Source organism: Thalassospira povalilytica (genome assembly GCF_002844235.1).
In the GTDB taxonomy this organism is placed as follows: Bacteria; Pseudomonadota; Alphaproteobacteria; order Rhodospirillales; family Thalassospiraceae; genus Thalassospira; species Thalassospira povalilytica.
The window spans coordinates 350046-375292 of the sequence record NZ_PGTS01000003.1; the positions used below are offsets into that span (position 1 = coordinate 350046).

Annotated in this window: 22 protein-coding genes; 14 read left to right on the forward strand and 8 right to left on the reverse strand. The window is 55.3% G+C overall.

Going from position 1 to position 25247, the window contains the following annotated elements; translation table 11 throughout:
* The first annotated feature begins 42 nt into the window (after nucleotides 1-42).
* From CU041_RS10085 to CU041_RS10145, 13 genes are all read left to right on the forward strand, one after another.
* The gene (locus CU041_RS10085) at nucleotides 43-639 is read left to right on the forward strand and encodes a biliverdin-producing heme oxygenase (protein ID WP_101246765.1); all 597 of its coding nucleotides are present in this window, start codon (nucleotides 43-45) and stop codon (nucleotides 637-639) included.
* Between the two features lie 161 nt (nucleotides 640-800).
* Nucleotides 801-1340, forward strand: a complete 540-nt coding sequence (gene rimP / locus CU041_RS10090; RefSeq protein WP_228194935.1) for a ribosome maturation factor RimP — start codon at nucleotides 801-803, stop codon at nucleotides 1338-1340.
* Nucleotides 1341-1349: 9 nt separating this feature from the next.
* Nucleotides 1350-2906: a transcription termination factor NusA gene (nusA, locus tag CU041_RS10095; protein WP_101246766.1), complete on the forward strand. Its 1557-nt coding sequence runs from the start codon at nucleotides 1350-1352 to the stop codon at nucleotides 2904-2906.
* Between the two features lie 18 nt (nucleotides 2907-2924).
* Nucleotides 2925-3515 carry an RNA-binding protein gene (locus CU041_RS10100; protein WP_101246767.1) on the forward strand — a complete coding sequence of 197 codons (591 nt, stop codon included), beginning with the start codon at nucleotides 2925-2927 and terminating at the stop codon, nucleotides 3513-3515.
* A gap of 80 nt (nucleotides 3516-3595) precedes the next feature.
* The gene (gene infB, locus CU041_RS10105; protein ID WP_101246768.1) at nucleotides 3596-6265 is read left to right on the forward strand and encodes a translation initiation factor IF-2; all 2670 of its coding nucleotides are present in this window, start codon (nucleotides 3596-3598) and stop codon (nucleotides 6263-6265) included.
* A 17-nt stretch (nucleotides 6266-6282) separates the two neighbouring features.
* Nucleotides 6283-6702 (forward strand): 30S ribosome-binding factor RbfA, encoded by a 420-nt coding sequence (rbfA, locus tag CU041_RS10110; protein WP_101246769.1) that lies wholly within the window; start codon nucleotides 6283-6285, stop codon nucleotides 6700-6702.
* Nucleotides 6702-7628 carry a tRNA pseudouridine(55) synthase TruB gene (gene truB, locus CU041_RS10115; protein ID WP_101246770.1) on the forward strand — a complete coding sequence of 309 codons (927 nt, stop codon included), beginning with the start codon at nucleotides 6702-6704 and terminating at the stop codon, nucleotides 7626-7628. The genes rbfA and truB overlap by 1 nt, the downstream gene beginning before the upstream one ends.
* A gap of 17 nt (nucleotides 7629-7645) precedes the next feature.
* The gene (gene rpsO / locus CU041_RS10120) at nucleotides 7646-7915 is read left to right on the forward strand and encodes a 30S ribosomal protein S15 (RefSeq protein WP_101246771.1); all 270 of its coding nucleotides are present in this window, start codon (nucleotides 7646-7648) and stop codon (nucleotides 7913-7915) included.
* Between the two features lie 208 nt (nucleotides 7916-8123).
* Complete coding sequence (pnp, locus tag CU041_RS10125) at nucleotides 8124-10247, forward strand: polyribonucleotide nucleotidyltransferase (RefSeq protein WP_101246772.1); 2124 nt, start codon at nucleotides 8124-8126, stop codon at nucleotides 10245-10247.
* Nucleotides 10248-10346: 99 nt separating this feature from the next.
* On the forward strand, nucleotides 10347-11741 hold the full coding sequence (locus CU041_RS10130; protein ID WP_101246773.1) for an NAD(P)H-dependent flavin oxidoreductase: 1395 nt from the start codon (nucleotides 10347-10349) through the stop codon (nucleotides 11739-11741).
* Nucleotides 11742-11900: 159 nt separating this feature from the next.
* Nucleotides 11901-13688, forward strand: a complete 1788-nt coding sequence (locus CU041_RS10135) for an SPFH domain-containing protein (protein ID WP_101246774.1) — start codon at nucleotides 11901-11903, stop codon at nucleotides 13686-13688.
* 182 nt (nucleotides 13689-13870) lie between these two features.
* Nucleotides 13871-14311 carry an iron response transcriptional regulator IrrA gene (gene irrA / locus CU041_RS10140; RefSeq protein ID WP_101246775.1) on the forward strand — a complete coding sequence of 147 codons (441 nt, stop codon included), beginning with the start codon at nucleotides 13871-13873 and terminating at the stop codon, nucleotides 14309-14311.
* A gap of 225 nt (nucleotides 14312-14536) precedes the next feature.
* Nucleotides 14537-14965: a rubrerythrin family protein gene (locus CU041_RS10145; protein WP_101246776.1), complete on the forward strand. Its 429-nt coding sequence runs from the start codon at nucleotides 14537-14539 to the stop codon at nucleotides 14963-14965.
* A 27-nt stretch (nucleotides 14966-14992) separates the two neighbouring features.
* Here the strand turns inward: CU041_RS10145 and eutC are convergent, their stop codons facing one another.
* The 5 genes from eutC to CU041_RS10170 all read right to left on the reverse strand — a co-directional run bounded on the left by eutC (nucleotide 14993) and on the right by CU041_RS10170 (nucleotide 20334).
* Nucleotides 14993-15766: an ethanolamine ammonia-lyase subunit EutC gene (gene eutC / locus CU041_RS10150; protein ID WP_101247033.1), complete on the reverse strand. Its 774-nt coding sequence runs from the start codon at nucleotides 15764-15766 to the stop codon at nucleotides 14993-14995.
* On the reverse strand, nucleotides 15766-17157 hold the full coding sequence (locus CU041_RS10155) for an ethanolamine ammonia-lyase subunit EutB (RefSeq protein ID WP_101246777.1): 1392 nt from the start codon (nucleotides 17155-17157) through the stop codon (nucleotides 15766-15768). Before CU041_RS10155 ends, eutC begins: the two co-directional genes overlap by 1 nt.
* Nucleotides 17158-17324: 167 nt before the next feature.
* Nucleotides 17325-18149, reverse strand: a complete 825-nt coding sequence (locus CU041_RS10160; protein ID WP_101246778.1) for an ABC transporter ATP-binding protein — start codon at nucleotides 18147-18149, stop codon at nucleotides 17325-17327.
* Nucleotides 18143-19204, reverse strand: a complete 1062-nt coding sequence (locus CU041_RS10165; RefSeq protein WP_101246779.1) for a FecCD family ABC transporter permease — start codon at nucleotides 19202-19204, stop codon at nucleotides 18143-18145. Before CU041_RS10165 ends, CU041_RS10160 begins: the two co-directional genes overlap by 7 nt.
* Nucleotides 19204-20334 carry an ABC transporter substrate-binding protein gene (locus CU041_RS10170; protein WP_101246780.1) on the reverse strand — a complete coding sequence of 377 codons (1131 nt, stop codon included), beginning with the start codon at nucleotides 20332-20334 and terminating at the stop codon, nucleotides 19204-19206. The genes CU041_RS10165 and CU041_RS10170 overlap by 1 nt, the downstream gene beginning before the upstream one ends.
* Nucleotides 20335-20521: 187 nt before the next feature.
* Between CU041_RS10170 and CU041_RS10175 the strand changes: the two genes are divergently transcribed.
* Nucleotides 20522-21319: a class I SAM-dependent methyltransferase gene (locus CU041_RS10175; RefSeq protein WP_101246781.1), complete on the forward strand. Its 798-nt coding sequence runs from the start codon at nucleotides 20522-20524 to the stop codon at nucleotides 21317-21319.
* Nucleotides 21320-21325: 6 nt separating this feature from the next.
* Here the strand turns inward: CU041_RS10175 and CU041_RS10180 are convergent, their stop codons facing one another.
* The 3 genes from CU041_RS10180 to CU041_RS10190 all read right to left on the reverse strand — a co-directional run bounded on the left by CU041_RS10180 (nucleotide 21326) and on the right by CU041_RS10190 (nucleotide 24998).
* Entirely contained in the window at nucleotides 21326-21793 is a 468-nt protein-coding gene (locus CU041_RS10180; protein WP_101246782.1) for an OsmC family protein, read from the reverse strand.
* The gene (locus tag CU041_RS10185) at nucleotides 21790-22452 is read right to left on the reverse strand and encodes a GntR family transcriptional regulator (protein WP_101246783.1); all 663 of its coding nucleotides are present in this window, start codon (nucleotides 22450-22452) and stop codon (nucleotides 21790-21792) included. Before CU041_RS10185 ends, CU041_RS10180 begins: the two co-directional genes overlap by 4 nt.
* Before the next feature lie 194 nt (nucleotides 22453-22646).
* Complete coding sequence (locus tag CU041_RS10190; protein WP_101246784.1) at nucleotides 22647-24998, reverse strand: alpha/beta fold hydrolase; 2352 nt, start codon at nucleotides 24996-24998, stop codon at nucleotides 22647-22649.
* Nucleotides 24999-25247: the final 249 nt, after the last annotated feature.

Genomic DNA, 25247 nt, shown 5'->3' on the forward strand with positions numbered 1-25247 from the left:
CGTGTCCGATATCGGCACGAACTGACCAGGAACGAGGTAGCAATGAACGCAATTCACGGGGCAGACACCGCCACTGTGACCCGGATGGAAGACCTCCGGCAATCTACACGCAGTGCGCATCAGTCGGTTGACGATATGGTCATGGAAATGGCGCCGTTCGATAACCGCGACAACTATATGCGCTTTTTGACTCTGCAATATGTCTTTCACGCCCGGATGAAACCGCTATATGACGCCGAGGACCTTAACCGTGTCATTCCGGGGCTGGTGGCGCGCAGCCGGTATAAGGCCGTTTGTGATGATCTTGCAGATCTGGAATGCGCACGCCCCGAAATCGGGAGTCGCTTCGAGATTTCCGCACAGGATGCCGAGCGGATCGGCTGGCTTTATGTCTGCGAGGGGTCATCGCTTGGCGCGGCGTTCCTGTTGAAGGCCGCTGCCAATATCGGGCTTGGGGATGCATTCGGGGCCCGTCATCTGGCCGGTCATCCGGATGGCCGGGGCAAGCATTGGCGCGAATTTGTCGAACAGGTCAATGACTTGGAGCTGAGCGACGACAAAGAGATCGCTGTGCGCAATGGTGCGGTGGCGGCCTTTGCCTATTTCCGGAATCTGATGGGTAATCTGCCATTGCAGTAAGGTCTTTGTGAATCCTTGGGTTGAATGGCGCGGGAGCCCTGTATCCTCACTTGATTTCTGCGCAAACCGGCTGTATAAAGCCGCCAAGCTTTTTGTAAATTCTGACAAAGAGTGGGCCTCGCGCCCGCTCTTTTGTGCTTTTTGGGGTATGGCATCGCTTTATGGCTGAGCTGATTGGACAACAGTTGAAAGACCCGTTGATGGCGAAAATCACGGCAATTATCGAGCCGTCGATCAATGCGCTGGGGTTCGAGCTGGTCCGTGTTTCCATGACGGGACAGGACCACAATATCCTGCAGATCATGGCAGATCGCCCGGACGCGAAAGGCAGCATCAATGTTGAAGATTGCGCCGAAATCAGCCGTACGGTTTCTGCCCTTCTGGATGTCGAAGATCCGATTTCGGGTGCCTATCACCTTGAAGTCAGTTCTCCGGGGATCGACCGCCCGCTGACCCGTGCCACGCATTTTGAAGTGTGGAAAGGTTTCGAGGCAAAGGTCGAACTGGTGATGGCCATCAATGGTCGTCGCCGTTTCAGCGGTTTGCTGGATGGGATTGAAGATAATGCGGTCGCCCTGATTGTCGATGGCGAACGTGTCTTGTTGCCGTTGGCCGATATCGCAAAGTCGAAATTGGTTCTGACGGATGAATTGATCGCGCATGTCACCGGCAATCGCCGCTCTGACGACAACGCAGAATAGAGGTTGGATATGGAAGCAACTTCGGGAATGCCGCGGCCGGAACTCTTGCAGGTCGCTGATGCCGTTGCCCGTGAAAAGGGCATTGATCGTGACGAGGTTCTCGGCGCAATGGAACAGGCCATCCAGAAGGCTGGTCGTTCCAGATATGGCCATGAGCACGACATTCGTGCCCATATCGACCGTAAAACCGGCGAAATCAAACTTGCACGTTTCATCGAAGTAACCGATGAGATCGAGAACGATTTCACCCAGATGTCGCTCGAACAGGCGCGTATTCGTGACGAAAACATCAATCTGGGCGAATTCCTGATTGATCCGCTGCCGCCGATCGACTTTGGCCGTATTGCCGCACAGACCGCAAAGCAGGTTATCGTTCAGAAGGTCCGCGACGCCGAGCGCGAACGTCAGTTCGAAGAATACAAAGACCGCACCGACGAAGTCATCAACGGCGTCGTCAAGCGTGTCGAGTTTGGCAACGTTCTTGTTGATATCGGCCGTGCCGAAGCAATTCTGCGCCGCGAAGAACTGATCCCGCGTGAAACCGTCCGCCAGGGCGATCGCGTTCGTGCGCTGATCCTTGATGTGCGTCGCGAACAGCGTGGTCCGCAGATCTTCCTGTCGCGTACCCATCCGACCTTCATGGCAAAACTGTTTGCCCAGGAAGTTCCGGAAATCTATGACGGCATCATCGAAATCAAATCGGTTGCCCGTGATCCGGGTTCGCGCGCCAAGATTTCGGTTCTGTCGTCAGACAGCTCGATCGATCCGGTCGGTGCCTGTGTCGGTATGCGCGGTTCGCGTGTTCAGGCCGTTGTTGCCGAACTGCAGGGCGAAAAAATCGATATCATCCAGTGGTCGGAAGACCCGGCAACCTTTGTTGTGAACGCATTGGCCCCGGCCGAAGTCACCAAGGTTGTTCTGGACGAAGAAACCAACCGTATCGAAGTCGTCGTTCCGGACGATCAGCTTAGCCTCGCCATCGGCCGTCGTGGTCAGAATGTGCGTCTGGCATCGCAGCTGACCGGTTGGGATATCGACATTCTGACCGAGGAAGACGAAAGCGAACGTCGTCAGGAAGAAGCACGCAAGCGTGCAGAAATGTTCATCAAGGCCCTTGATGTTGACGAAGTTATCGCCCATCTCCTGGTCGCCGAAGGCTTTACCTCGATCGAGGAAGTCGGTTACGTGCCGCTGGCAGAACTGGCCGAGATCGAAGGTTTCGAGGAAGAAATCGCCGAAGAACTGCGCAACCGCGCACGTACCTTCCTTTCCGAAGAAGCCGAACGTCTTCAGAAGCGTCGTGAAGAGCTCAAGGTTGCCGATGATCTGGTCGAATTCAATGGCCTGTCGCTGGCAGTTGTTGTTCGCCTTGGCGAAAACGACGTCAAAAACCTTGAAGATTTCGCCGATCTGGCAAGTGACGAGCTGATCGAATATATCGGTGATGCCGACAACATGACCATGGATCAGGCCAATGATCTGATCATGGAAGCGCGTCGCAAGCTGGGCTGGTTCGATGGTCTTGAAGAAGAGACCGAAGAAGCAGCCGAAGGCGAAGAGGCTTAAGGCCGATCGGAGGACACCATGTCGCATCGCAAAGGCGGCAAGGTAGCCGAGGTTCCGGAACGCCGGTGCATTGTCACCGGCGAGACCCGGAACAAGGAAGATCTTCTCAGGGTTGTGATCGGGCCGGATGGTTCGGTTGTACCCGATCTTGAGGAACGGCTACCGGGACGGGGATTATGGTTGTGCCCGTCGCGGGATGTGATAAATACCGCCTGTGCAAAAAACGCTTTTGCCAAGGCGGCGCGGCAAAAAGTCGTGGTCGACGCCGCGCTTGCAGACCGGATCGAACAGCTGCTGACGCAGAAATGTCTTGATCTGTTGTCGCTTGCGCGCCGCGCCGGTCAGGCGGTTGCCGGATTTGAAAAGGCCCGCGCCCAGATTGCCGAGGGTGCGGCTCTGATATTGGCAGCACGCGATGGTGCTGCGGACGGAAAATCCAAGATCGAGGCCAAGGCCCGGGATCTGCCGATTTATTCCGTTCTGGATGCTGCTGAAATCGGCGCGGCCTTTGGCCGTGAAAAAGCAGTACATGTGGCTGTTGCGCCAGGTGGTCTGGCCAAACGGCTGGGCCGTTCCCTGAAACGGCTGCAAGGATTTCGCGCAGTCTGACATCAGACAGGCGCCGGACGGACAGGACAGGGTCGGCATTGGAAGTCGATCCCGCAGGAAATGAGGAAGTTGGACGGATTATGAGTGATCGCGATCAGGAGAAGAAACCGCTGAGCCTCAACAGATCGAAGCTTGAATTGAGCAAGACGGTCGAGGCAGGGCAGGTTCGCCAAAACTTCTCGCATGGACGGTCCAAATCTGTGACCGTCGAAGTGCGTAAGAAGCGTACATTCGAAAAGAACGAATCCGGTCGCTTCCGTGAAGTGAAGAAGGATATCGTTGCTGAACAGGCACCGGCTGAAACGCCGGCACCAGAAGCCAAAAAGGAACCGGTCGAAGAGCCGAAATCGCGCCCGGCTGCCGAAGATCACGGCAACCTGACCGATAGCGAGCGTGCTGCCCGTATGGCTGCTTTGAAGGCTGCTGAAGAGCGCCGCAAGCAGGAAGAGGCCGACGCCGAAATCCGTGCGCGTGAAGAAGCTGCCCGCAAGGCCGCAGAGGAAGAAGCCCGCAAGGCCGAGGAAGCCAAGGCTGCCGAAGCAGCCAAAGCGGCAGAAGCAGAAGCCAAGGACAAGGACGAAGTTTCTGTTGAAGATGTTGAAAAACAGCTTGCTGCCTCGACTGCCAAAGGCAAGACCTCGAAGCCGAAACCGGCTGCTACGCCGAAAGCCAAGGAAGACGATGTGATCATGGGCGAACCGGCAGAACCGCTGGTTCCCGAAGAACGTCGTCGCGCTGCCCCTGCGACTGCCAAGCCGAAAAGCCGTAAGGAGCAGGACGAGGAAGATGCACGCAAGGCCGCGCGCAAGCGCGCCGAAGAAGAAGCCCAGGGCCGTGCAAACCGTGGCAAGGCTGATGATGGTCGCCGTCGTGGCAAGCTGTCGATCGCCAATGCAATGACCGGTGACGAAGGTGGCCGTCGTCGTTCCATGGCATCGATCAAGCGCCAGCAGGCCAAAGCCAAAGCCCGTGCCATGGGCCCGCAGAAACCGAAAGAGAAAATCGTGCGTGACGTGACCATCCCGGACGTTATCACCGTTCAGGAACTGGCCAACCGTATGGCTGAACGTGCAGCCGACGTGATCAAGACTCTGATGAGCATGGGCGTCATGGCGACCATCAACCAGAGCCTCGATCCCGATACGGCACAGCTCGTGGTCGAAGAATTCGGTCACAATGTAAAACGTGTTTCCGATGCAGACGTCGAAGAAGCACTGGTTGTTGCAGATGACAGCGAAGAGCAGCTGGTCGGTCGCCCGCCGGTCGTGACCGTCATGGGCCACGTTGACCATGGTAAAACCTCGTTGCTTGATGCGCTGCGTTCAACCGACGTTGCCGGCGGCGAAGCCGGTGGCATTACCCAGCATATCGGTGCCTATCAGGTCACCATGGCAACCGGTTCGAAGATCACCTTCATCGATACCCCGGGCCACGCCGCATTTACCGAAATGCGTTCGCGCGGTGCGAAGGTCACCGATATCGTGGTTCTGGTTGTTGCTGCCGATGACTCGGTCATGCCGCAGACGATTGAGGCCATCAGCCATGCCAAGGCGGCTGGTGTTCCGATGATTGTCGCGATCAACAAAATCGACAAGCCGGGTGCCAACCCGTCCAAGGTCAAGACCGAACTGCTTCAGCACGAAGTCGTGGTCGAGGAAATGGGTGGTGACGTTCAGGCGGTCGAAGTTTCGGCCAAACAGCGCACCGGTCTGACCGAACTTGAAGAAGCAATCCTTCTTCAGGCAGAGGTTCTGGACCTTAAGGCCAACCCGCAACGTGTTGCCGACGGTGTTGTTGTCGAAGCCCGCATGGAAAAAGGCCGTGGTTCGGTCGCGACCGTCCTGGTTCAGCGCGGTACGCTGCGCACCGGTGACATCTTTGTCACCGGTCCGGAATGGGGTCGTGTCCGTGCGCTGGTTGACGATCACGGTACCCGTGTCCAGGAAGCAATTCCGGGCATGCCGGTCGAGGTGACCGGTCTGAACGGTGTTCCGTCTGCCGGTGATGACTTTGTGGTCGTTGAAAACGAAGCCAAGGCCCGCGAAGTTTCCGACTTCCGTCAGCGCCGTATTCGTGAAACCCAGGCTGCCGCGATGAAGAAATCCGCGCTTGAGAACATGTTCTCGCAGAGCGGTGACGTCAAAGAACTGCCGATCGTCATCAAGGGTGACGTGCAGGGTTCTGTCGAAGCCCTTATCGGGACGCTTCAGAAACTCGGTAACGAGGAAGTATCGGTTCGCGTTCTGCATAGCGGTGTTGGCGGTATCAACGAATCCGACGTGACGCTGGCCCGTGCATCCAATGCACTGATCATCGGCTTTAACGTTCGTGCAAACCAGCAGGCCCGTGAACAGGCCCGCCGCGACAACGTTGATATTCGTTACTATTCGATCATCTATGATGTTGCTGATGACATCAAAAAGATGCTGTCGGGCATGCTGTCTCCGGAAGTTCGCGAGAAGTTCCTGGGCTATGCAGAAATCCGCGACATCTTCACCATCTCTGGCAACAAGATCGCCGGTTGTATGGTCACCGAGGGTATTGTCAAACGCGGCGCGGGTGTCCGCCTGCTGCGCGACGATGTCGTTATTCACTCTGGCGAGCTGTCCACGCTCCGTCGCTTCAAGGACGAAGTCAAAGAAGTCCGCGAGGGCTATGAATGTGGCATGTCGTTCGCCAAATATAACGATCTCCAGGTTGGCGATATGATCGAGTGCTTCGAGAACGAGGAAATTGCCGTCGAACTGTAAGACGGTGAGGAACTGAAATGGCGAAGCAACCAGCCAAAGCACCAAGTCAGCGACAGCTCCGAGTGGCGGAAGAAATCCGTCAGGCGCTGTCGCAGGCGCTGGAGCGTGGAGATATTTACGATCCGGACCTGACCCGTCGCCCGGTAACCATTACCGGCGTCAATCTTTCACCGGATATGCGCAATGCTATGGTATCCTTTACCCCGCTTGGCGGCGGTGAGGCCGAAACGTCGCTCAAGGCGTTGACGCGTCAGAAAGGACACCTGCGCAACCATGTGGCCCATACGGTGCACATGAAATACGTGCCGGCATTGCGTTTTGTCGAAGACAAAAGTTTTGATGTCGCCGACCATATTGGCGCCCTGCTGCGTGATCCGCATGTCGCGCAGGATCTGGTGGATGGCCGGTCTGGTGACCAGGAAGATGAGGACGACTGATGGCGCGTCGCCGTCGCGGTAAAAGCATTAATGGCTGGCTGGCGGTCGACAAGCCCCTGGAGATCACCTCGTCAACGGTGGTCAATCAGGTGCGTCGCCTGCTGGATGCCAACAAGGCCGGACATGGCGGAACGCTTGATCCGCTGGCATCGGGCGTTCTGCCAATTGCCTTTGGCGAAGCAACCAAAACGGTTGCATATGTCATGGATGGCAGCAAAAGTTATCGTGTGACGCTGAAATTCGGCGAAGCACGCAGCACGGACGATGCCGAGGGCGAGGTTATCGAAACCTCCGACCACCGTCCGACTGAAGACGAAATCAAGGCTGTGCTGGGTGAATTTATCGGTGAAATCCAGCAGGTGCCGCCAAAGTTTTCGGCGATCAAGGTCAATGGCAAGCGTGCCTATGATCTTGCGCGTCGCGATGAAGACGTGGTGTTGAAGCCGCGTCCGATTCTGATCAAGGATCTTCGACTGGTCGAAATGCCGGATCGCGATCATGCCGTGTTCGATGTTGTATCGGGCAAAGGCGCATATATGCGATCACTGGCGCGCGATATTGCGCTGCGCCTTGGCACTGTCGGCTATATCGCCGCGCTTCGCCGGACATCGGCGGGGCCGTTTTCGGAGGAAAACGCCATCCCCCTGCAGGAATTGCTGGAGATGGACCCCGAAGAGGTGATGAAGAAAATGCTTCCGGTTGAGACCGCGCTGGACGACATCCCGGCGCTGGCCTTGACCGAAGTCGAGGCGCAACGCCTTTCGTCTGGCCAGCCTGTCGGGCTGTTGCCGGTCGCAAAGCGCAATGCTCTCGAAAACCCCGTCGTGCAGGACGAAATCGTCTGTGCCATGCTCCATGACCGCGCGGTTGCGTTGGCGGAGATCAATGGTGGCGAAATACGGCCTGTGCGTGTTTTTAATCTCTAAAGGCGAAAGGATGCCTGATGTCGATTACTGCTGAACGCAAAGCTGAGCTGATCAAAGAATACGCTCAGAAAGACGGTGACACCGGTTCCCCCGAAGTCCAGGTTGCAATCCTGAGCGAGCGGATCAAGAACCTCACCGAGCACATGAAAGAACATAACCACGACTTCCATAGCCGTCGTGGTCTTCTCATGATGGTTGGTCAGCGTCGCCGCCTGCTGAAGTATCTGCAGCGCAAAGACCAGTCGCGTTACGAGAGCGTTATCGAACGCCTCGGTATTCGCCGCTGATTTCAAACTGCGGCGGAGGGTGACCTCCGCCGTCGTTTTTTATTGTTCCGGTGGATCGGGACACGAGAAGCTGGGTCGGATGGGCCGACCCGATGCTTACGCCGGACCCATTAATTATGACGCTGTTATGAAAGCCTCATAATTAATGTGTTCGGAACTCGTGTAGTATTCCGGGTCCGCCAGAGGTTTGTAAGAGGAAGAGAAAATAATGTTTAATGTCGTCCGTAAGGAAATGCAGTGGGGCAATGCCAAACTGGTTCTTGAAACCGGTAAGATTGCCCGTCAGGCCGATGGTGCCGTCAAGGTAACCTATGGTGAAACCGTCGTTCTTTGTACTGCTGTTGGCGCCAAGCAGCCGCGCCCGGATGTCGACTTTTTCCCGCTGACCGTCAACTATCAGGAAAAAGCATTTGCCGCTGGCAAAATCCCGGGTGGTTTCTTCAAGCGTGAAGGCCGTCCGTCGGAAAAGGAAACCCTGGTTTCGCGTCTGATCGACCGTCCGATCCGTCCGCTGTTCCACCCGCAATATCGCAACGATACCCAGATCGTTTGTACCGTTCTGTCGCACGACATGGAAAACGATCCGGACGTGGTTGCGATGATCGGTACCTCGGCCGCACTGACCATTTCCGGTCTGCCGTTCCTCGGCCCGATCGGTGCTGCGCGCGTTGGTTACAAGGATGGTGAATACCTCCTGAACCCGTCGACCGAAGCCATCAAGGAAAGCGACCTTGATCTTGTTGTTGCCGGTACCCGTGACGGCGTGATGATGGTTGAGTCCGAAGCATCCGAACTGTCCGAAGAAATCATGCTTGGCGCTGTCAAGTTTGGTCACGACCAGTTCCAGGGCGTTCTTGACCTGATCATCGAACTGGCAGAAGAAGCTGCCAAGGAACCGCGCGAAGTTGCAGAACTTCCGGACGGCTACGATGCGCTGGTCGAAAAAATCGCAGCCCTTGGCACTGATAGCCTGACCGCTGCCTATGCCAATGTCGTCAAACAGGAACGCTCGGCCGCTGTTGCCGCTGCCAAGGCAGAAATCGTCGAGAAACTTGGCGATGAAGTTCCTGACGAACTCAAAGGCAAAGTTTCCTCGATCATCAAGGATCTGGAAAAAGACATCGTTCGCGGTGCGATCCTGAAAACCGGCAAACGTATTGATGGCCGTACCGGTGCTGACGTTCGTCCGATCATGGGCGAAGTTTCGGTTCTGCCGCGCTCGCACGGTTCGTCGATCTTCACCCGTGGTGAAACCCAGGCACTGGCTGTTGTTACCCTTGGTACCGGTCAGGACGAGCAGATCGTTGATGCGCTTGACGGTGAATATCGTGAAAGCTTCATGCTGCATTACAACTTCCCGCCCTACTCGGTCGGTGAAGCTGGTCGTATGGGTTCGCCTGGCCGTCGTGAAATCGGTCACGGTAAACTGGCATGGCGTGCCCTGCATCCGCTGATGCCGAGCAAGGATGTCTTCCCCTACACCACCCGTATCGTTTCCGAAGTCACCGAATCGAACGGTTCTTCGTCGATGGCAACCGTTTGCGCAAGTTCGCTTGCCATGATGGATGCCGGTGTTCCGCTGGCACGTCCGGTTGCCGGTATCGCCATGGGCCTGATCAAGGAAGCTGACGACTTTGCCGTTCTGTCCGATATCATGGGTGACGAAGATCACCTTGGCGACATGGACTTCAAGGTTGCCGGTACCGAAAACGGCATCACCTCGCTTCAGATGGACATCAAGATCACCTCGGTGACCGCAGACATCATGCAGATCGCGCTGAAACAGGCCCGTGACGGTCGTCTGCATATTCTTGGCGAAATGGCCAAGGCCCTTCCGGAAGCACGCGGTGAAGTTTCGGGCAATGCGCCGACCATCACCCAGTTCTCGATCCCGAAAGACAAAATTCGTGACGTCATCGGTTCGGGCGGCAAGGTCATTCGTGAAATCTGCGAAGAAACCGGTGCAAAAGTCGACATCGAAGACGATGGTTCGATCACTGTCGCACATACCGACGGTGCAAAAGGCAAGCAGGCTGTGGATTGGATCAAATCCATCGTTGCAGAACCTGAACTGAACCATATCTATGACGGTAAGGTCGTTAAGGCTGTTGATTTCGGTGCGTTCGTTAACTTCTTCGGCGCCCGCGACGGTCTTGTTCACATCTCCGAACTGGCACCTGAGCGTGTCAAACAGGTTTCGGATATCGTGAAAGAAGGCGACCAAGTTAAAGTCAAGGTCATCGGCTTCGATGATCGCGGCAAAATCAAGCTGTCGATGAAGCGTGTCGATCAGGAAACCGGTGCCGACCTCGAAGCAGGCGACGCCGAATAAGCTGAACGGTATGCCGGGCGACGATAAAAACAAGACGTCGCCCGGCACTCTGAGCGATACCGTGGTGTCGCTGGCAAATGCCGAATGGGAGAGACGAAGTTGAAAGCCCTTAATCCGCTCGTCATGTCGGGTAAAGAAGTCTTGCCGGTTATCGAAGGTGGCAAAGGCGTTGCTGTATCGACGGGTAAAAGTTCCGGCGCATGGGCTGCTGCCGGCGGTATCGGGACTTTTTCCGCTGTGAATGCTGACTCGTATGACGAGAACGGCAATCTGGTTCCGATCGAATATGCAGGAAAAACCCGCGGTGACCGCCATCAGGAACTGATTGCCTATGGTATCCGCGGCGGTATTGCCCAGGCCCAGATCGCACATGAAATGCGCAATGGCGAAGGCCGTTTGCATATGAACGTGCTGTGGGAAATGGGTGGTGCCGAACCGATCCTTCATGGTGTTCTTGAAGGTGCAAAAGGCCTGATTCACGGGGTAACCTGTGGGGCGGGCATGCCATACAAGATTGCCCAGATTTCGGCCCAGTATGGTGTCCATTACTATCCGATCGTGTCATCGGCCCGTGCCTTCCGTGCATTGTGGCTGCGGTCATACAAGAAGACCCCGGAATGGCTGGGCGGCGTGGTCTATGAAGATCCGTGGCGTGCCGGTGGCCATAACGGCCTGTCGAATTCCGAAGACCCGCTGGTGCCCGAAGATCCGTTCCCGCGTGTCGCGGCACTGCGTGAATTCATGAATTCTGTTGGTCTGAATGATGTTCCGATCATCATGGCCGGCGGGGTCTGGTTCCTGCGTGATTTCGAAGACTGGATCGACAATCCGGAAGTTGCCCCGGTGGCCTTCCAGTTCGGGACCCGTCCGCTTCTGACCCAGGAAAGCGAGATTTCCGACGAATGGAAACAGCGCCTGACCCGTCTTCAGAACGGTGATGTGTCGCTGCATAAATTCAGCCCGACGGGCTTCTACAGCTCGGCTGTGCGCAACGACTTCCTTGAAGATCTGCATCAGCGTTCCGATCGTCAGGTCCGCTATTCCCGTACGGCTGAGGCCGACCTGCATGTCGGTATTCCGCTGGGTCGTCGTGGTCGTCCGATTTATGTGCGCGAAGACGATGCGGATAAGGTCCGGGCATGGCTTGACGCCGGTTACACCGAAGGCATGCCGACCCCGGATGACACCATGGTCTTTGTCACGCCCGAAAGCGCATTGACGATCAAAAAAGACCAGATCGATTGCATGGGGTGCCTGTCACAGTGCCAGTTCTCCAACTGGGAACAGCATGAAGGCACGACCGGCAAGCGCGCTGATCCGCGGTCCTTCTGTATTCAGAAGACGCTTCAGAACATCGCCCATGGCGCAGCGGTTGAAAACGAACTGATGTTTGCAGGTCACAATGCCTACAAGTTCGGCGAAGACCCGTTCTATGCCAATGGTCACATCCCGACCGTCAAGGAACTGGTCGATCGGATCATGACTGGCGACTGATTTTCCTGACTGCAAAACAAACCAAAAAGGGGCCGGATTTCCGGCCCCTTTTTGCTATTTGTGCGAAAAATCACATGCCTGCCTTGCAATCTTGGGTAACATAGCAAACCGAAGCTGCATTAACCGGGGATATTGCAGCGTTCTGTTTGGGAGATATGTATGATTTGGCTCGTTCTTGGTCTGATTTTTCTGCTTGTTGCAGTCGTTATATTTGTTAAAGGGCTTCCGCCAAGCCGTCCGGTGATCGGTAAAGTGGCATCAGTGACATTGCTTTTTGTTGCTCTTATTTGTTTTGCTTCGACGTCTTATGTGTATGTCGGGGGTAATCAGGTTGCCCATTTAAAACGCATTTATGGTGGCAGTTCGCTTCCAGCAGGCCGTTTGATTGCACTTTCGGGAGAAAACGGTTTTCAGTCCAGAATTCTGTCTCCGGGCTTCCATTTTGAGCCGCTCCTGACTGTTATCAACGATGTCAGTGTTCTTCCGATGGTTGAGGTTCCGCCGGGATTTTACGGGTTGATAGAAGCGCGCGACGGGAACCCGTTGCCGTCCGGTGCGGCCTTTGCTGCCCCTTGGCCAGAAGATGAAGTCAAGGACATGCTTGATGCGTCATACTTTCTGCAAAATGGCGGGCAGAAAGGTCTACAGACGACTGTCCTGAAACCGGGTGTTTATCCGCTTAATCTTTATCTTTTCAGGGTGAAAATAGGTGAAGGAAATGTCGAGGTTACTTATGACCTTGAAGGTCGTACCGATGCAGACGGGTCAACCGACACCCTGATTACTGAAATCCCCGCCGGGTTTGTTGGTGTGGTCAAATCAAACGTTCAGGAACGTCCCGGATCTGAATGCAAGGAGATCACAAATAGCGATGTAAGTGCATTGAGCGTCGCGTTGGTACCTCGCGGATGCAAGGGAATCTGGGAGTCCGTTCTCAACCCTGATGCTTATTACATCAACCGCGAGGCCTATGACGTTACCCTCGTTGATACGAGGGTTCAGACATGGAAGTATCGTGGCGGTTACGTCAAGCGTTCCATCAAACTGAATGTCGATCAACAAGGCAAGATCGGTCAGACTGAAACTACAGACAAGGTTGTATTTAACCCAAACGATGACGCTGACCGTGCAATTGTGGTCAAGGTCGAAGGTTGGGAAATACCGCAGGAAGTTCGCGTGCTTGTGCAGGTAACACGTGAAAATGCGCCTTATGTTGTCGCGTCTGTTGGCAGCTTGCGCGAAATAGAAGATCGGGTCCTTACCCCAACAATTCGTTCGATTGTACGCGATGTAGCTGGTGGCTCGATCCAGTTGCCAAGGGTCGATGGCGGCAGCGGATATGCCGTTCGAAAAACACGAGTTCTTGATCTGATTGAAAATCGAGAGGCTTTGCAAAATACCATTGAGCGGAAGGTCCGTGTCGAAGGCGACAAGGCAGGCATCAACATCAAGGAAGTACGGCTTGGCGAACCGGTTATCCCGCCCGAGCTTCTGGTCGCACGTCAACGAGAGCAGCTGGCAAGCCAGCTTGCCGCGGCCTACCAGCAGGAAAAACTGTCGCAGGATGAACGGATCAAGACAGAAAAATCCCGTGCTACAGCCAATCAGCAGTCAGAGCTGGTCAAAGCAGAGATTGATGTTGAGATTTCAGAAAAGCGAAAGCTTGAGCGCAAAAACCTTGGCGAAGCAGAAAAAAGCTATCTGACGGCTTTGGCTGATGGGCAGATGGCCCAAGCACAGGTTTTGGGCGAGGATCGCGTGGTTATGTTGCAGGCTCTCGAGAAGTTCCTGGCGACACTGGAACGAAAACCTCAGCTAGTTGAGCTGGTATCAAAGCTTGTCCCCGAAGTGTACGTTTCGGGTGATGGCGCTGACGGTTTGGGTGGTGCAGCCGCGATTTTGCGGGGGACAGGTATGTTCAGCGGTTCTGAAAAATCTCCGAATTGATTTCGCGATAACATCTGAAAAGGGCCGGTTTTCCGGCCCTTTTTTGTTTGGGAAGGGCTGATTTCTCCATCTTATTGGAGTTGATCAAAATCAAGGAATCGTGCGCCCGGGTTCTCTAGTCTGATCGTGGGAATTAACGGAACAGGTGTGGACCTGTTCCCGGGAAACTATAGGGGCAGACTATGAGAACCACATCGCGTCCATTCACCGACGCCCTGAACCGGCTAAAAGATGCCAATTTGCGTCCGACGCGTCAGCGTCTGGCACTTGCGCGGCTTTTGTTTGAAAACGGGCATCGCCATGTCACGGCCGAACAGCTGCATTCCGAAGCCATGAGCAACAGCATCAAGGTGTCGCTGGCAACCGTTTACAATACATTGCATCAATTTACCGATGCCGGGCTGCTGACCGAAATCGTGATTGATCCGGGCCGGTCCTATTTCGATACCAATACCGCGCCGCATTACCATTTCTATTGCGAGGAAGACGGGCTTTTGTCCGACATCCCGGCGGAAACGGTACAGATCGAAGGCATTCCGAACATGCCAAACGGCACCGAGCTGGCATCGGTTGATCTGGTTTTCCGGTTGCGGCGCAATTGTTCTGCACAGGATGCTGCATAGGCCTGCTGATACCGGAATTTTGATCTGTTGGCGGCGCAATCGGTGCGTAACAGGCAGATGAAATCGGCATTCTGACCGGTGCAAATTGCCCCTGTAGCGGTTGACGATGTCGAATTTCAAGACACATAAGAAGGCGGCGGGATGCCATGTCCCGCCGCCTTATTTTTACGCCTTTCGCGTGGTTAGTTCACAACCGATCGCCAACAATAAAAAAGGACAGCGCACATGGCGCTCAAGGGTACACGGACCGAGAAAAATCTGCGTGCGGCCTTTGCCGCAGAAGCCCAGACAAACCGTCGTTATCTGTATTTCGCCCAGCAGGCCGATATCGAAGGCCAGAGCGACGCGGCAGAACTTTTCAGAACTGCGGCCGAGGCCGAAACAGGCCATGCTTTCGGCCATCTGGAATTTCTTGAAACCTGTGGGGACCCGCTGACAGGCAAGGAGCTCGGGACGACCAAACTCAATCTTGAGGCCGCCCTGATGCAGGAAAAGGACGAAGCCGAAAAACACTATCCCGAAATGGCCCGGATTGCCCGCGAGGAAGGGCTTGAAGACATTGCAGCCTGGTTTGAAAGTGTGGCACGTGGCGAGGCCGCCCATGCCGAACGCATTGAACGCATGCTCGAACGGATGTCGGGTTCGGGGACCTGATCGTCTAGGGGTGCCGTGCCGTTCAGCTTATCCGTCGATCAACGCCGGATTGGATGAATTATCCTTAAGCGCCACACCGGAAAGGCCAAGCTTGCGGGCCTCAAGCATCAGATAGGCGATCTTTTCAGCGGCCTTTTTCGGGACCAGCCCGGCCGGGCGAATATTGGACACACAATTGCGATCCGCGTTGGATTTACCGCGTTTTGGCCCCCAGGTCAGATAGGCGCCAAGCGAATCCGCACTTGATAATCCCGGCCGTTCCCCGATCAGCATCACGGTCAGTTTGGCGCCCAGTGCCGCGCCGATTTCATCGCCCAGCCCGACCCGGGACTGGGTTGCCAGGGTTATCGGGGCAATCGACCAGCTATCCCCCAATCGATCAAGGATCAGTGACAGGGTGTCGGCACCATGATCATGGGTGGCGCGTGCCGAAAGACCGTCTGCCAGAATGAAGGCAACATCATACGTACCCTTATGACCTGACAGGGTGTCGTGCGACGCATCATCAAGCAACCGGCCAAGATCTGGGCGCTGCAAATAGGTCGCCCGATCCGATGCGGCGGAATGGACATCAAGAACGGGCAGGCCCAGCGATCCAAGCTTACTGCGTACGCGGTCTGGCTTAAACGCCATATGAACGGAATCACGGGCCCGCGCATGGGCCATCTGGAATTCAAGTAACCGGGCCGTTGGCAACCCGTCACCGACCCGGCCAAGACCGATCCGGGCATCGGTATGAACCCGCAAGGCGTTCCAGGGGTCGAGGCCGCTTGGAATTTTTTTGTTGGCAAGCTTGCTCATCACGCGGCCCCCGACCATGCCAGAAGATTCTGGGCGGCCTGCCCGTCAAGCTGCGGGCGCGTACGGCCATTCTGATCAAGAATTTCCATCTTGCGCAGCCATGCGGCAAATTCCGGTGCCGGTTCCAGTCCAAGAACCGAACGCAGATACATCGCGTCATGGAAACTGGTGCTTTGATAATTCAGCATGATGTCATCGGCCCCGGGAACCCCGATGACAAAATTGCACCCGGCAACGCCAAGCAGGGTCAGAAGGTTATCCATATCATCCTGATCGGCTTCGGCATGGTTGGTATAGCAAACATCGCACCCCATCGGCACGCCAAGCAATTTGCCACAAAAATGGTCCTCAAGACCGGCGCGCGTGATCTGTTTGCCATCAAACAGATATTCCGGCCCGATGAAACCGACGACGGTATTGACCAGAAGAGGGGAATATTTGCGGGCAACCGCATAAGCGCGGGTTTCCACGGTTTGCTGATCAACCCCTTCGTGGGCATCGGCGGACAAAGCCGCACCCTGCCCGGTTTCGAAATACATCACATTATTACCCACCGTGCCGCGTTTCAGTCCCTTGGCGGCATCTTCGGCCTCGGCCAGCATGGATTGGGTAATGCCAAAACTTTCATTGGCTTTCTGGCTGCCGGCAATCGATTGAAACACCAGATCGACCGGGGCATTGCGGGCCATCACGTCAATGGCTGTCGTGACATGGGCCAGAACGCAGGATTGGGTGGGAATATCGATGCGTTCGCGGACTTCATCGATCAGTTTCAAAAGATCGATCATGGCTTCGGGGCTGTCCGTTGCCGGATTGATACCGATCACCGCATCGCCACTGCCATGCATCAGACCATCAAGGATCGATGCCGCCACGCCGGCCGGATCATCGGTCGGGTGGTTGGGCTGCAAACGGACGGCCAGATGGCCGGGAAGCCCGATGGTATTGCGAAAGGCCGTCACCACATGGCATTTCCGGGCAACGGCAATCAGATCCTGATTGCGCATCAGTTTGGAAACAGCCGCCACCATTTCGGGCGTCAGACCGGGCGCAAGGTTTTTGAGAACTTCGGGGGTCGCGTCATCGCCCAGAAGCCAGTCGCGAAATTCCCCGACTGTCAGGGATGCGACCGGCGCAAAGGCATCGGCATCATGATCATCGATGATCATGCGCGTGACATCATCATCCTCGTAGGGAACCAGTGCTTCTGACAGGAAGCGTTTTAACGGTACATCCGCCAGTGCAAAGCGCGCTGCAACCCGTTCTTCATCCGACCCGGCCGCAAGCCCGGCAAGCACATCGCCGGATCTAAGCGGGCTTGCCTTTGCCAACAGGGTCTTGAGATCGGGAAATGTAAAGCGTTCGAAACTGAATGGCGCGCCGGTCTGCAAGTTCTGTCTCCTGAAGCATCGATCGCATCACATGATATTTTTATGCTTGTTATCATGCGGTTACGGCATCATCCCAATGGATGCCGCAACGGGTGATCATGATGCTTCTATGGAAACAGAAAATTCCCCAAATGCAAAGTTTTTAATCACAAAGAAACAGCGCCTGCCTATTGGGCAGCAAGCGGTGTTTCATTTCCCGGACCGTGAAGGATTGCCGTGCTGTGGCGGCTTTGGGCTTGGTCACTGGGGCCACGCAAAACGATATGGCGATGGCCAAGTGAATTAAGCTCGACATGGCCGTCAACCTGATAGACATCACGCAGAAGATCACTGTTGATGACATCGGCACAGGGGCCATAGGCAACCATCCTGCCATCACAGATGGCCATGGCCTGATCGCAATATTGCAATGCGTGATTCAGATCGTGAATGGCAATCAGAACAATGATGTTCTGCCCCTTGGCAACGTCGCGCATGAAAGACAGGACTTCCATCTGGCGATGAAGATCAAGGGCGGATGTCGGTTCATCCATCAACAGGATCTTGGGATCACGCACCAGTGTCTGGGCAATCGCGACCAGCTGACGCTGCCCGCCGCTGAGTTCCCCAAGGTTGCGACCCGCCAGATTGGAAATGCGCAAGGCTGCCAGAATTTCATCAATTCGTGCCAGTTCATCGGCTTTTACCCGCAGGCTGGAACCCTGCTTGGCGGCCAGAATGATGGACTCGTACACCGACAGCACAGCTGTTGATCCGGTGTCTTGCGGCATATAGCAGATCGTGTTGCGTTCTTTGGCAATCGCGCCAAGATCAACTGATCCCGTACCCTTTGCCAGACCGGCAATGCGTTTGAACAGGCTTGATTTGCCTGCCGCATTCGGGCCGATCACGGCGGTAACGGTTCCGGGCTGAATGACCGGTGTGGTGATCCCTGATACCACCTGCACCTTGCCATATCGGGTGCCGATGTCATTGAGGCGAAGCGTTACCATGATTTCCTCCGACTTGCGAAAATCAGCGAGAAGAAGAAGGGCACGCCAACAAGGGCGGTAATCACCCCGATCGGCAGGATCGCACCCGGGATCAGAAGTTTGGACAAAACCGACGTCGCCGACAGGATCAAGGCCCCGCACAGAACCGATGCCGGCAGGAAGAAGCGTTGATCTTCGCCCACCAGCATGCGGGCAATATGCGGACCGACAAGGCCGATAAAGCCGATGGTGCCCACAAAGGAAACCGGAATTGCGGCCAGCATGCTGACAATCAGCATGGTGCGTAGACGAAGCCCCTGCACATTCACGCCAAAGCTTTCTGCCTTGGCATCACCAAGTCGGAGGGCAGTCAGGGCCCATGCCTGGCGCACGAACAGCGGCAGTGCAATCGCAACCGCAATCGCGGTGACCGCAACCTTGGTCCAGGTTGCCTTGACCAGACTGCCCATGGTCCAGAACACCACAGCAGCCAGTGCCTGTTCACTGGCAAGATATTGCAGCAATGCCAGAAGCGCGTTGAAGGTAAAGACCAGCGCAATACCCAAAAGCACGATGGTTTCAACCGTAACACCGCGCAGGCGGCTGAAGAAATGAATGATCAGTGCGGTTGCCATGGCCATGACAAAGGCATTGATCGGAATAATTAAATCAACAAATGCCGGCAGCAAAGCCACGCCAAGCACCAGCGCTAGGGCCGCACCAAATCCGGCAGCAGCCGAAATGCCCAGCGTAAACGGGCTGGCCAGCGGGTTGGCAAGAATGGTCTGCATCTGGGCACCGGCAGTGGAAAGAGCCGCCCCCACGGTCAAGGCCATCAGTGCGATCGGCATGCGGATATCCCAGATCACAACACGCAGCTGATCACTGGCCGACCATGGATCAATCAGGGTGGCAATCACGTCCGATAACGGATAATTCGCAGGTCCGGTTGCCAGATCAATCGCAAAGGACAGAAACAGCGCGCAGCCCATGGCAACCAGGATCAAAAAACGACGCAAGGAGCGCGCTTTGTAATGCGCGCTCCCGGCTTCAATAGAAATCTGTTTTGTGGTCATCAGTTTGTCGCGGAATCCGTAACCGAGATGAAATAACCCGGCTGGTAATCAAGCGGCAGGAAGCGGTCATGCAATTCCTTGAAGGTCGCTTCGGCGTCTAGATCGGCAAACAGGTCCGGGTGGAACCATTTGGCCATCTTTTCGATGACAACGAACTGATACGGGCTGTTGTAGAACTGGTGCCAAACAGCGTGAATCTGACCGTTTTCAACAGCCTTGATGCCGGTGAATGCCGGACGTTCCATCAGGCCAACCAGTTTGCGGCGTGCTTCGACCATATCGGCATCCGGGCCAAGACCGACCCATGCACCGCCCGGGGAATAGGCTTCCCAGCTGGCACCGGTGCCAACGAACTGATCGGGATTGGATGCCACAACCTGTTCTGGGTTGATGGTGCCAAAGGTGCCCGGAATGATCGCGGCTGCGATATTTACGCCACCGGCCATTTCAACCATGGTGCCGAAATTCTCGTTGCCAAAGGACATGCAGCATTCTTCGGAATAGCCAGCCGCGCGCTCGATAAAGACCTGCGGCTTTTCCGGGTTTGCCTTGGCGATGCGATCAAGCACATTCTGGATGTGATCGGCACGGAACTTGATGAATTCCGCAGCACGGTCTTCCTTGCCGGTCAGCTGGCCAAGGATCTTCATGCTGGTTTCGGTGTTTTTCATCGGGGCTTCGCGGAAGTCGATATAGACCAGCGGAATACCGACAGCAGCCAGTTTGTCATCATAGCCGCCATCTTCGGTCGCGCCCTTGGCTTCAAGGTTCATGATGACGACATCGGGTTTGAGCGCGATGGCCTGTTCGACATCAAACGTGCCGTCTTTCATGCCGCCAAAGGTCGGGATGTCATCGATGCGCGGGTATTTCGCAGCATAGATGTCATAGGTTTGCGGGTCGGCTTTTTTCAGATCGTCTTTCCAGCCGACAACACGTGCAAAGGGATCTTCGCTATCAAGCGTTGCCAGACCATAAATCAGGCGACCTTCCCCCAGAATGACGCGTTCGACCGGCAGTTCGACGGTCACTTCACGGCCGGCAACATCCGTTACCTTGACCGAGTCTGCTGCCTGTGCGGTTCCCGCGACCATCATGGCCAAGGCAGCAATAGCACCATAAAATTTCATTCCCGTTCCCTCAAATTAGGATTGCCCGAGGCACGGATTATCAGTTATTGAGAATGCAAATCAATATTTTTCGCAAAAATAAAATCATTGATTTATCATAAAGGTGTCATATTCACCTCTGAATTAGATAAAAACCGCAGAAAACTGCCATTCTCCGCCAGAGAAGACCCAGAGAGAACCACAAATCATGAGCCAGGCCAGCAATTACAATTTGCGTGACGAGATCAAGGAATATTGGTCGATGCGGGCGGCAACATTTGATGAACAGCCCGGCCATGAAATCTTTTCCGATGCTGAACGCAGTGCCTGGCACGCGCTGTTTGAAAGGCATTTCGGGGTTGCCGATGGCCGCAAGGCACTTGATCTGGCAAGCGGTACCGGCGTGATCAGCCATCTGATGCATGATCTTGGCTTTGCCGTGACCGGTATGGACTGGTCTGAGGCGATGCTTGAAAAGGCCCGGGCGAAATCGCGGCTTCGGGGATCGAACATCCGGTTTTTATTGGGGGATGCGGAACACACCCTCGAAGAGGATGACAGTTACGATGTGATTGTCACCCGTCATCTCGTCTGGACGCTGGTTGATCCGGCGGCGGCCTTTGCGGAATGGTTCCGGGTTTTAAAGCCGGGTGGAAAGCTTCTTGTTGTCGATGGTGATTTTGTATCGCCGACATGGGCAACAAAACTGAACAAGGCGATGTCGGGTTTTCTCGAATCGATCGGGTTGCGCAAGCCGACCGAGCCGGTGGCGCATATGCAAACCCATCGCGACATTCTTGCCCGTGTGCATTTTTCCGAAGGTGCGCGCGCCAATGATGTTTCGGCCATGCTGGTCCGAACCGGTTTTGATCCGGTTGTTGTCGATTTCGATTTGCGCCAGATCCATGCTGCCCAGAAAAAACATATCAGTTTTGGCAAGGGGCTGGAACGCGGGGCGCAGCATCGCTATGCGATTTGCGCGCAAAAACCGGTTGCCGGTTATTGATCGCGCTTATGTGTGACGCACCGGTTCGGTGACGACATCTGTTATCACCGAATTTGCAATGAAACAGGCTTCATGGGCGCGGTGATGCAATTCGTCCTCGGTTCCGGTGTCGGGGCGCGGTCCGGCATAGGTCACGTCAGGGCGCAGAACGACCCTGGTGATCATGGTTTTGCCATCACGGGTTTCCATGAGGCCCACAGCATCATCGGCATAACGATCAATCACCAGTCCGGCATCGGATGCGAAATGAAGGAAAAACAGCATGTGGCAACTTGAAAGAGTTGCGACAAAGGCTTCTTCCGGATCGACATTTTCCGCAACCGAATAGGGTAAAGGCACCACATGCGGTGATGAAGATGCCGGGATTTCAAGTCCGCCATCAAACCGCCAGACATGCCCACGTGAATAGCGCCGGTCGGTGAATTTTTCGGTTTCTGCGCGTTGCCAGACAACATTTGCGCCAAAGCTGCTCATGACGAGGTCCTGTCCGATGTCGGATGCGGATTTTGCCCCGATGTACCATCGATCGGGATCAATGTGCCGGCCGTAATTCCGATATGGGTTGAAAGAACGTCACAGGCAGCCGCGATATCATCGGCTGAGAGTGCGGAAAGTATGCGGTTATGTTCTTCGTAAAAGACGCGGCGTGGCTGTGATCCGATCGGTTGCAGGGCATAGGCGCGTCTTGCTTCGTTGCGAAGATCGGCAATCATTTTCAAAAGCCTTTCATTGCCGCATCCACCATACAGGGTTTGGTGGAAATCGCGGTCCAGCTCGGCAAGGGTTTCGGGGTCTTCTTCTTCGAAAAGGTCTTCGTTCAGGCGGCGCGCCTTGCGCAGATTGCTTGCCGTCAGGTTCGGTGCGGACAGCATCAGTGCATTTTGTTCAAGCGCAATGCGGATCTGGCTGAGTTCACGAACGTCTTTCGCCCGGAGCCCGACCACGGCAAGGCTTCTGTCAGGGCGCTTTTCAAGCAGGCCGGATGTCCGCAACCGTTCAAGTGCATGGCGCACCGGCTGGCGGCTGACGCCAAATCGGGCGGCCAGTTCTTCCTGTTTCAGGATCGTTCCGGGGCCAAGATGGCCGGACTGAATTTCGTTTTCCAGGGTCTGGGCGATAATGTTTGTATCCATGGATCCAAACTGTGTGGATTTTACTGCAAAGTCAAGCTGCAACCGCGGTTGCGCCCTGAAACCGGGGTCGCCAGGGAAACTCGTGGCGCTTATCGGATGTTTGCTCCGTTATTCGATTTTTCCCTGATCCCGACGCGTCATGCGTGTGGGTTTTTGTCTGAATGCGGGGTTGGTACGATTTGATCAGGTCGCGTTTATTCTGCGGGGATGGCGCGCGCTTCGCCCTCGCGGATGGCGCAATGATCGGTGATGAAATCAATGATCCGGTTCTGGGTGTTGTCGATATCTTCGGTCACGATACCGTGGCGTCCGGATGTGACCATCTGAACATCGATTTCCGTTGCCTTGGAGGCAAGGCGACGGATCATGCTTGCGCTGGCCGGGTCGACAACCTGATCGCCATCGCCCTGAAGAACAAGTGTCGGGCATTCAAGGTCTGGCAAACGGCGCTGCATTTCAGCAACCGCTTGCCGCAACTGGTGCAGGCCGCCGATCGGAATGTTGCGGTAATTGATGTCGGGATGTTCGGAGTCGTTGGGCCGGAAACTCAGCAATTCCTGTGCTGATGGCATCCATCCCATCAATTTGTTTGCCCCGTATAGCAACGGCACAAACATCAGATTGCGATTGCGGAATTTAAGCGGTGTTGCGGCCAGAACCAACCCGGCAAGTTTTTCGGGGTGGTTTGCGGCGTGAATGGCCGAAAGCGCCCCGCCAGTTGAAAAGCCGACAATGATTACCTGTTCGCAAAATGGTGACAGAATCTCGTATCCGCGTCGCACCGATGCCAGCCAATCCGACCAGGTACGTTTTTGCAATTCATGGGGGGATGTTCCATGGCCGGACAGCCGCACCCCCATCACCGCATAGCCAAGTGCGGACAGTTTATCACCCAGTTCGCGCAGTTCGGCCGGGGATGCCAGGAACCCGTGGACAAGCAGCACCCCGCAGGCAAATCGTGTCTGCCCGTTGGGCAGAAGCAAATAGGGACGGCTGTCCGCGGTTGCGGTTTCCTGCTGATTGATTGCGTCGTATTTCGGATCCTTGAACTTGGCCCGATTCCAGGACCACGCCCGGACTTCATCATCAAAACGGCGATGGGCGATGTCGACCGGGCTTAGATGATCGACTTCGACCCGGGCGCGTTCCAGTGCCTGCCAGGCGGCATGAATCGGCGCCATTTCATTGGCATAGACCATGATCGGATTGTCCATGCGGATCTGGTCGAAATGGGCCTGTTCCTGCAATTTTGGCAGGAAACAGTATTTCTGATCCCGGCGTTCGATCAGGCCAAGCTGGACAGCGCTGTCGATAAAGAACCGGATTTGCGGACAATTCAGTTCAAAGATACCGACATAATCGGCCGGGTTTTTCATGCCGCGATGCAGATGGACATTTTCGGCCTGCTGGATGTTCTTGATTGCCAGATACAGGGTTCTGTCAAAATGACCGATATCGATTTCGGTCACGCCGTCTTCAAGCCACATCATGATCAGGCGTGATGCCAGATGGCTGACATTGAGTGTCAGATTGGAATACATCACCGCCATGCAATGATCGCGCAGCGGCTTGATGTGGCGGGTCAGGGCATATTGCGTCACCCGATCCGTCACCTTTTCAAGTGTCCGTGCCGGTTTGAACAGATCATCAATCGCGCCGGCCTGTGCCACCCGTCTTGCCAGCATGCGCCGGTCCAGCCAGTTGAAATGCATGCGTGGATCAACCGGATCGCCAAGGCGGATGTCCATATCGGTCTTCTTGAACATCAGATTGCCTTCAATGATCAGTTCTTCGGCCATCTTGGGGCTTAAGCCGCCGGTAAACATGTCGGCTGCCCGTGCCAGCAGGTTCTGATCCACCCGAAGCGGATGAAAGGTGATATTGGCCGGGAACATCAGTGTCGGTTTGGCAATGGTTGCGCGAAGATCATCTTCGCTGCAGTCCAGAATGTCGGCCCAGCGCGACAATTCATCGCGCTTGCCCTTTTCAATCAGCGTCGACAGCCCGATTTTGAAACCGTCAATACAAAGACCAAGCAACGCCGCCCCGGTATGATGGGCGCGTCTTGTATCGGCTGACCGGGAATAGATGCTGTAATCCGGGCGCTTTGGGTGCGGGCGTTCTTCCGAAAGGACACGCCGGTCCTTGACCATGCCGCCTTCGGGAAAGACAACCACCTTGCCGCCACGAAGGATTTCCTCGGCCAGAAACGGCAACAGGCGTTCATAGTCATTGGGAACACCGCCGAGCGCGCGCAAATAGCGTGAAAAGGTATTGTCCTGCACGAAAAACTCGCCCGATGCGATCGACCGGCAATAGACCCCGGTTTCAAGCGCGATCAGAAATTGCGGAATAAAGGTTTCAAACCGGGCAAAATGGTTGAACATGAAAATGTCGCCTTGCGCTAGATGGTCGCACGGGCCGTGCATCTTGATATTGATGTCGATATTGGCCCTAAGGGCGGTCATCGCGCGAATGGTCCATTCGCACGTTTTGGCATTGATCGCGAACTTTTCACGTTCGATATCGCGGAAATCATGTGGCATGTGATGCGATACCCGGTTTGCCTAAGGCAATGGTTTCAAGGACGTTTTATCGGTTCTGTGCCGATTGTTTTGTCATTTTGATATGTGTCTTTGTGCGTGCCTTTGGAAGGTATGCTACAAGTAATTTGCGAAGAATTAATGTGCTGCGCGTAACTCTGTCGTGACGGTCGTGGCCTTGATGACTTTCGTCCGGCCACGCGCTTGCCAATGTCTGCCATCACGGCTTTCTGCCGTTCCATCCTGTATTTC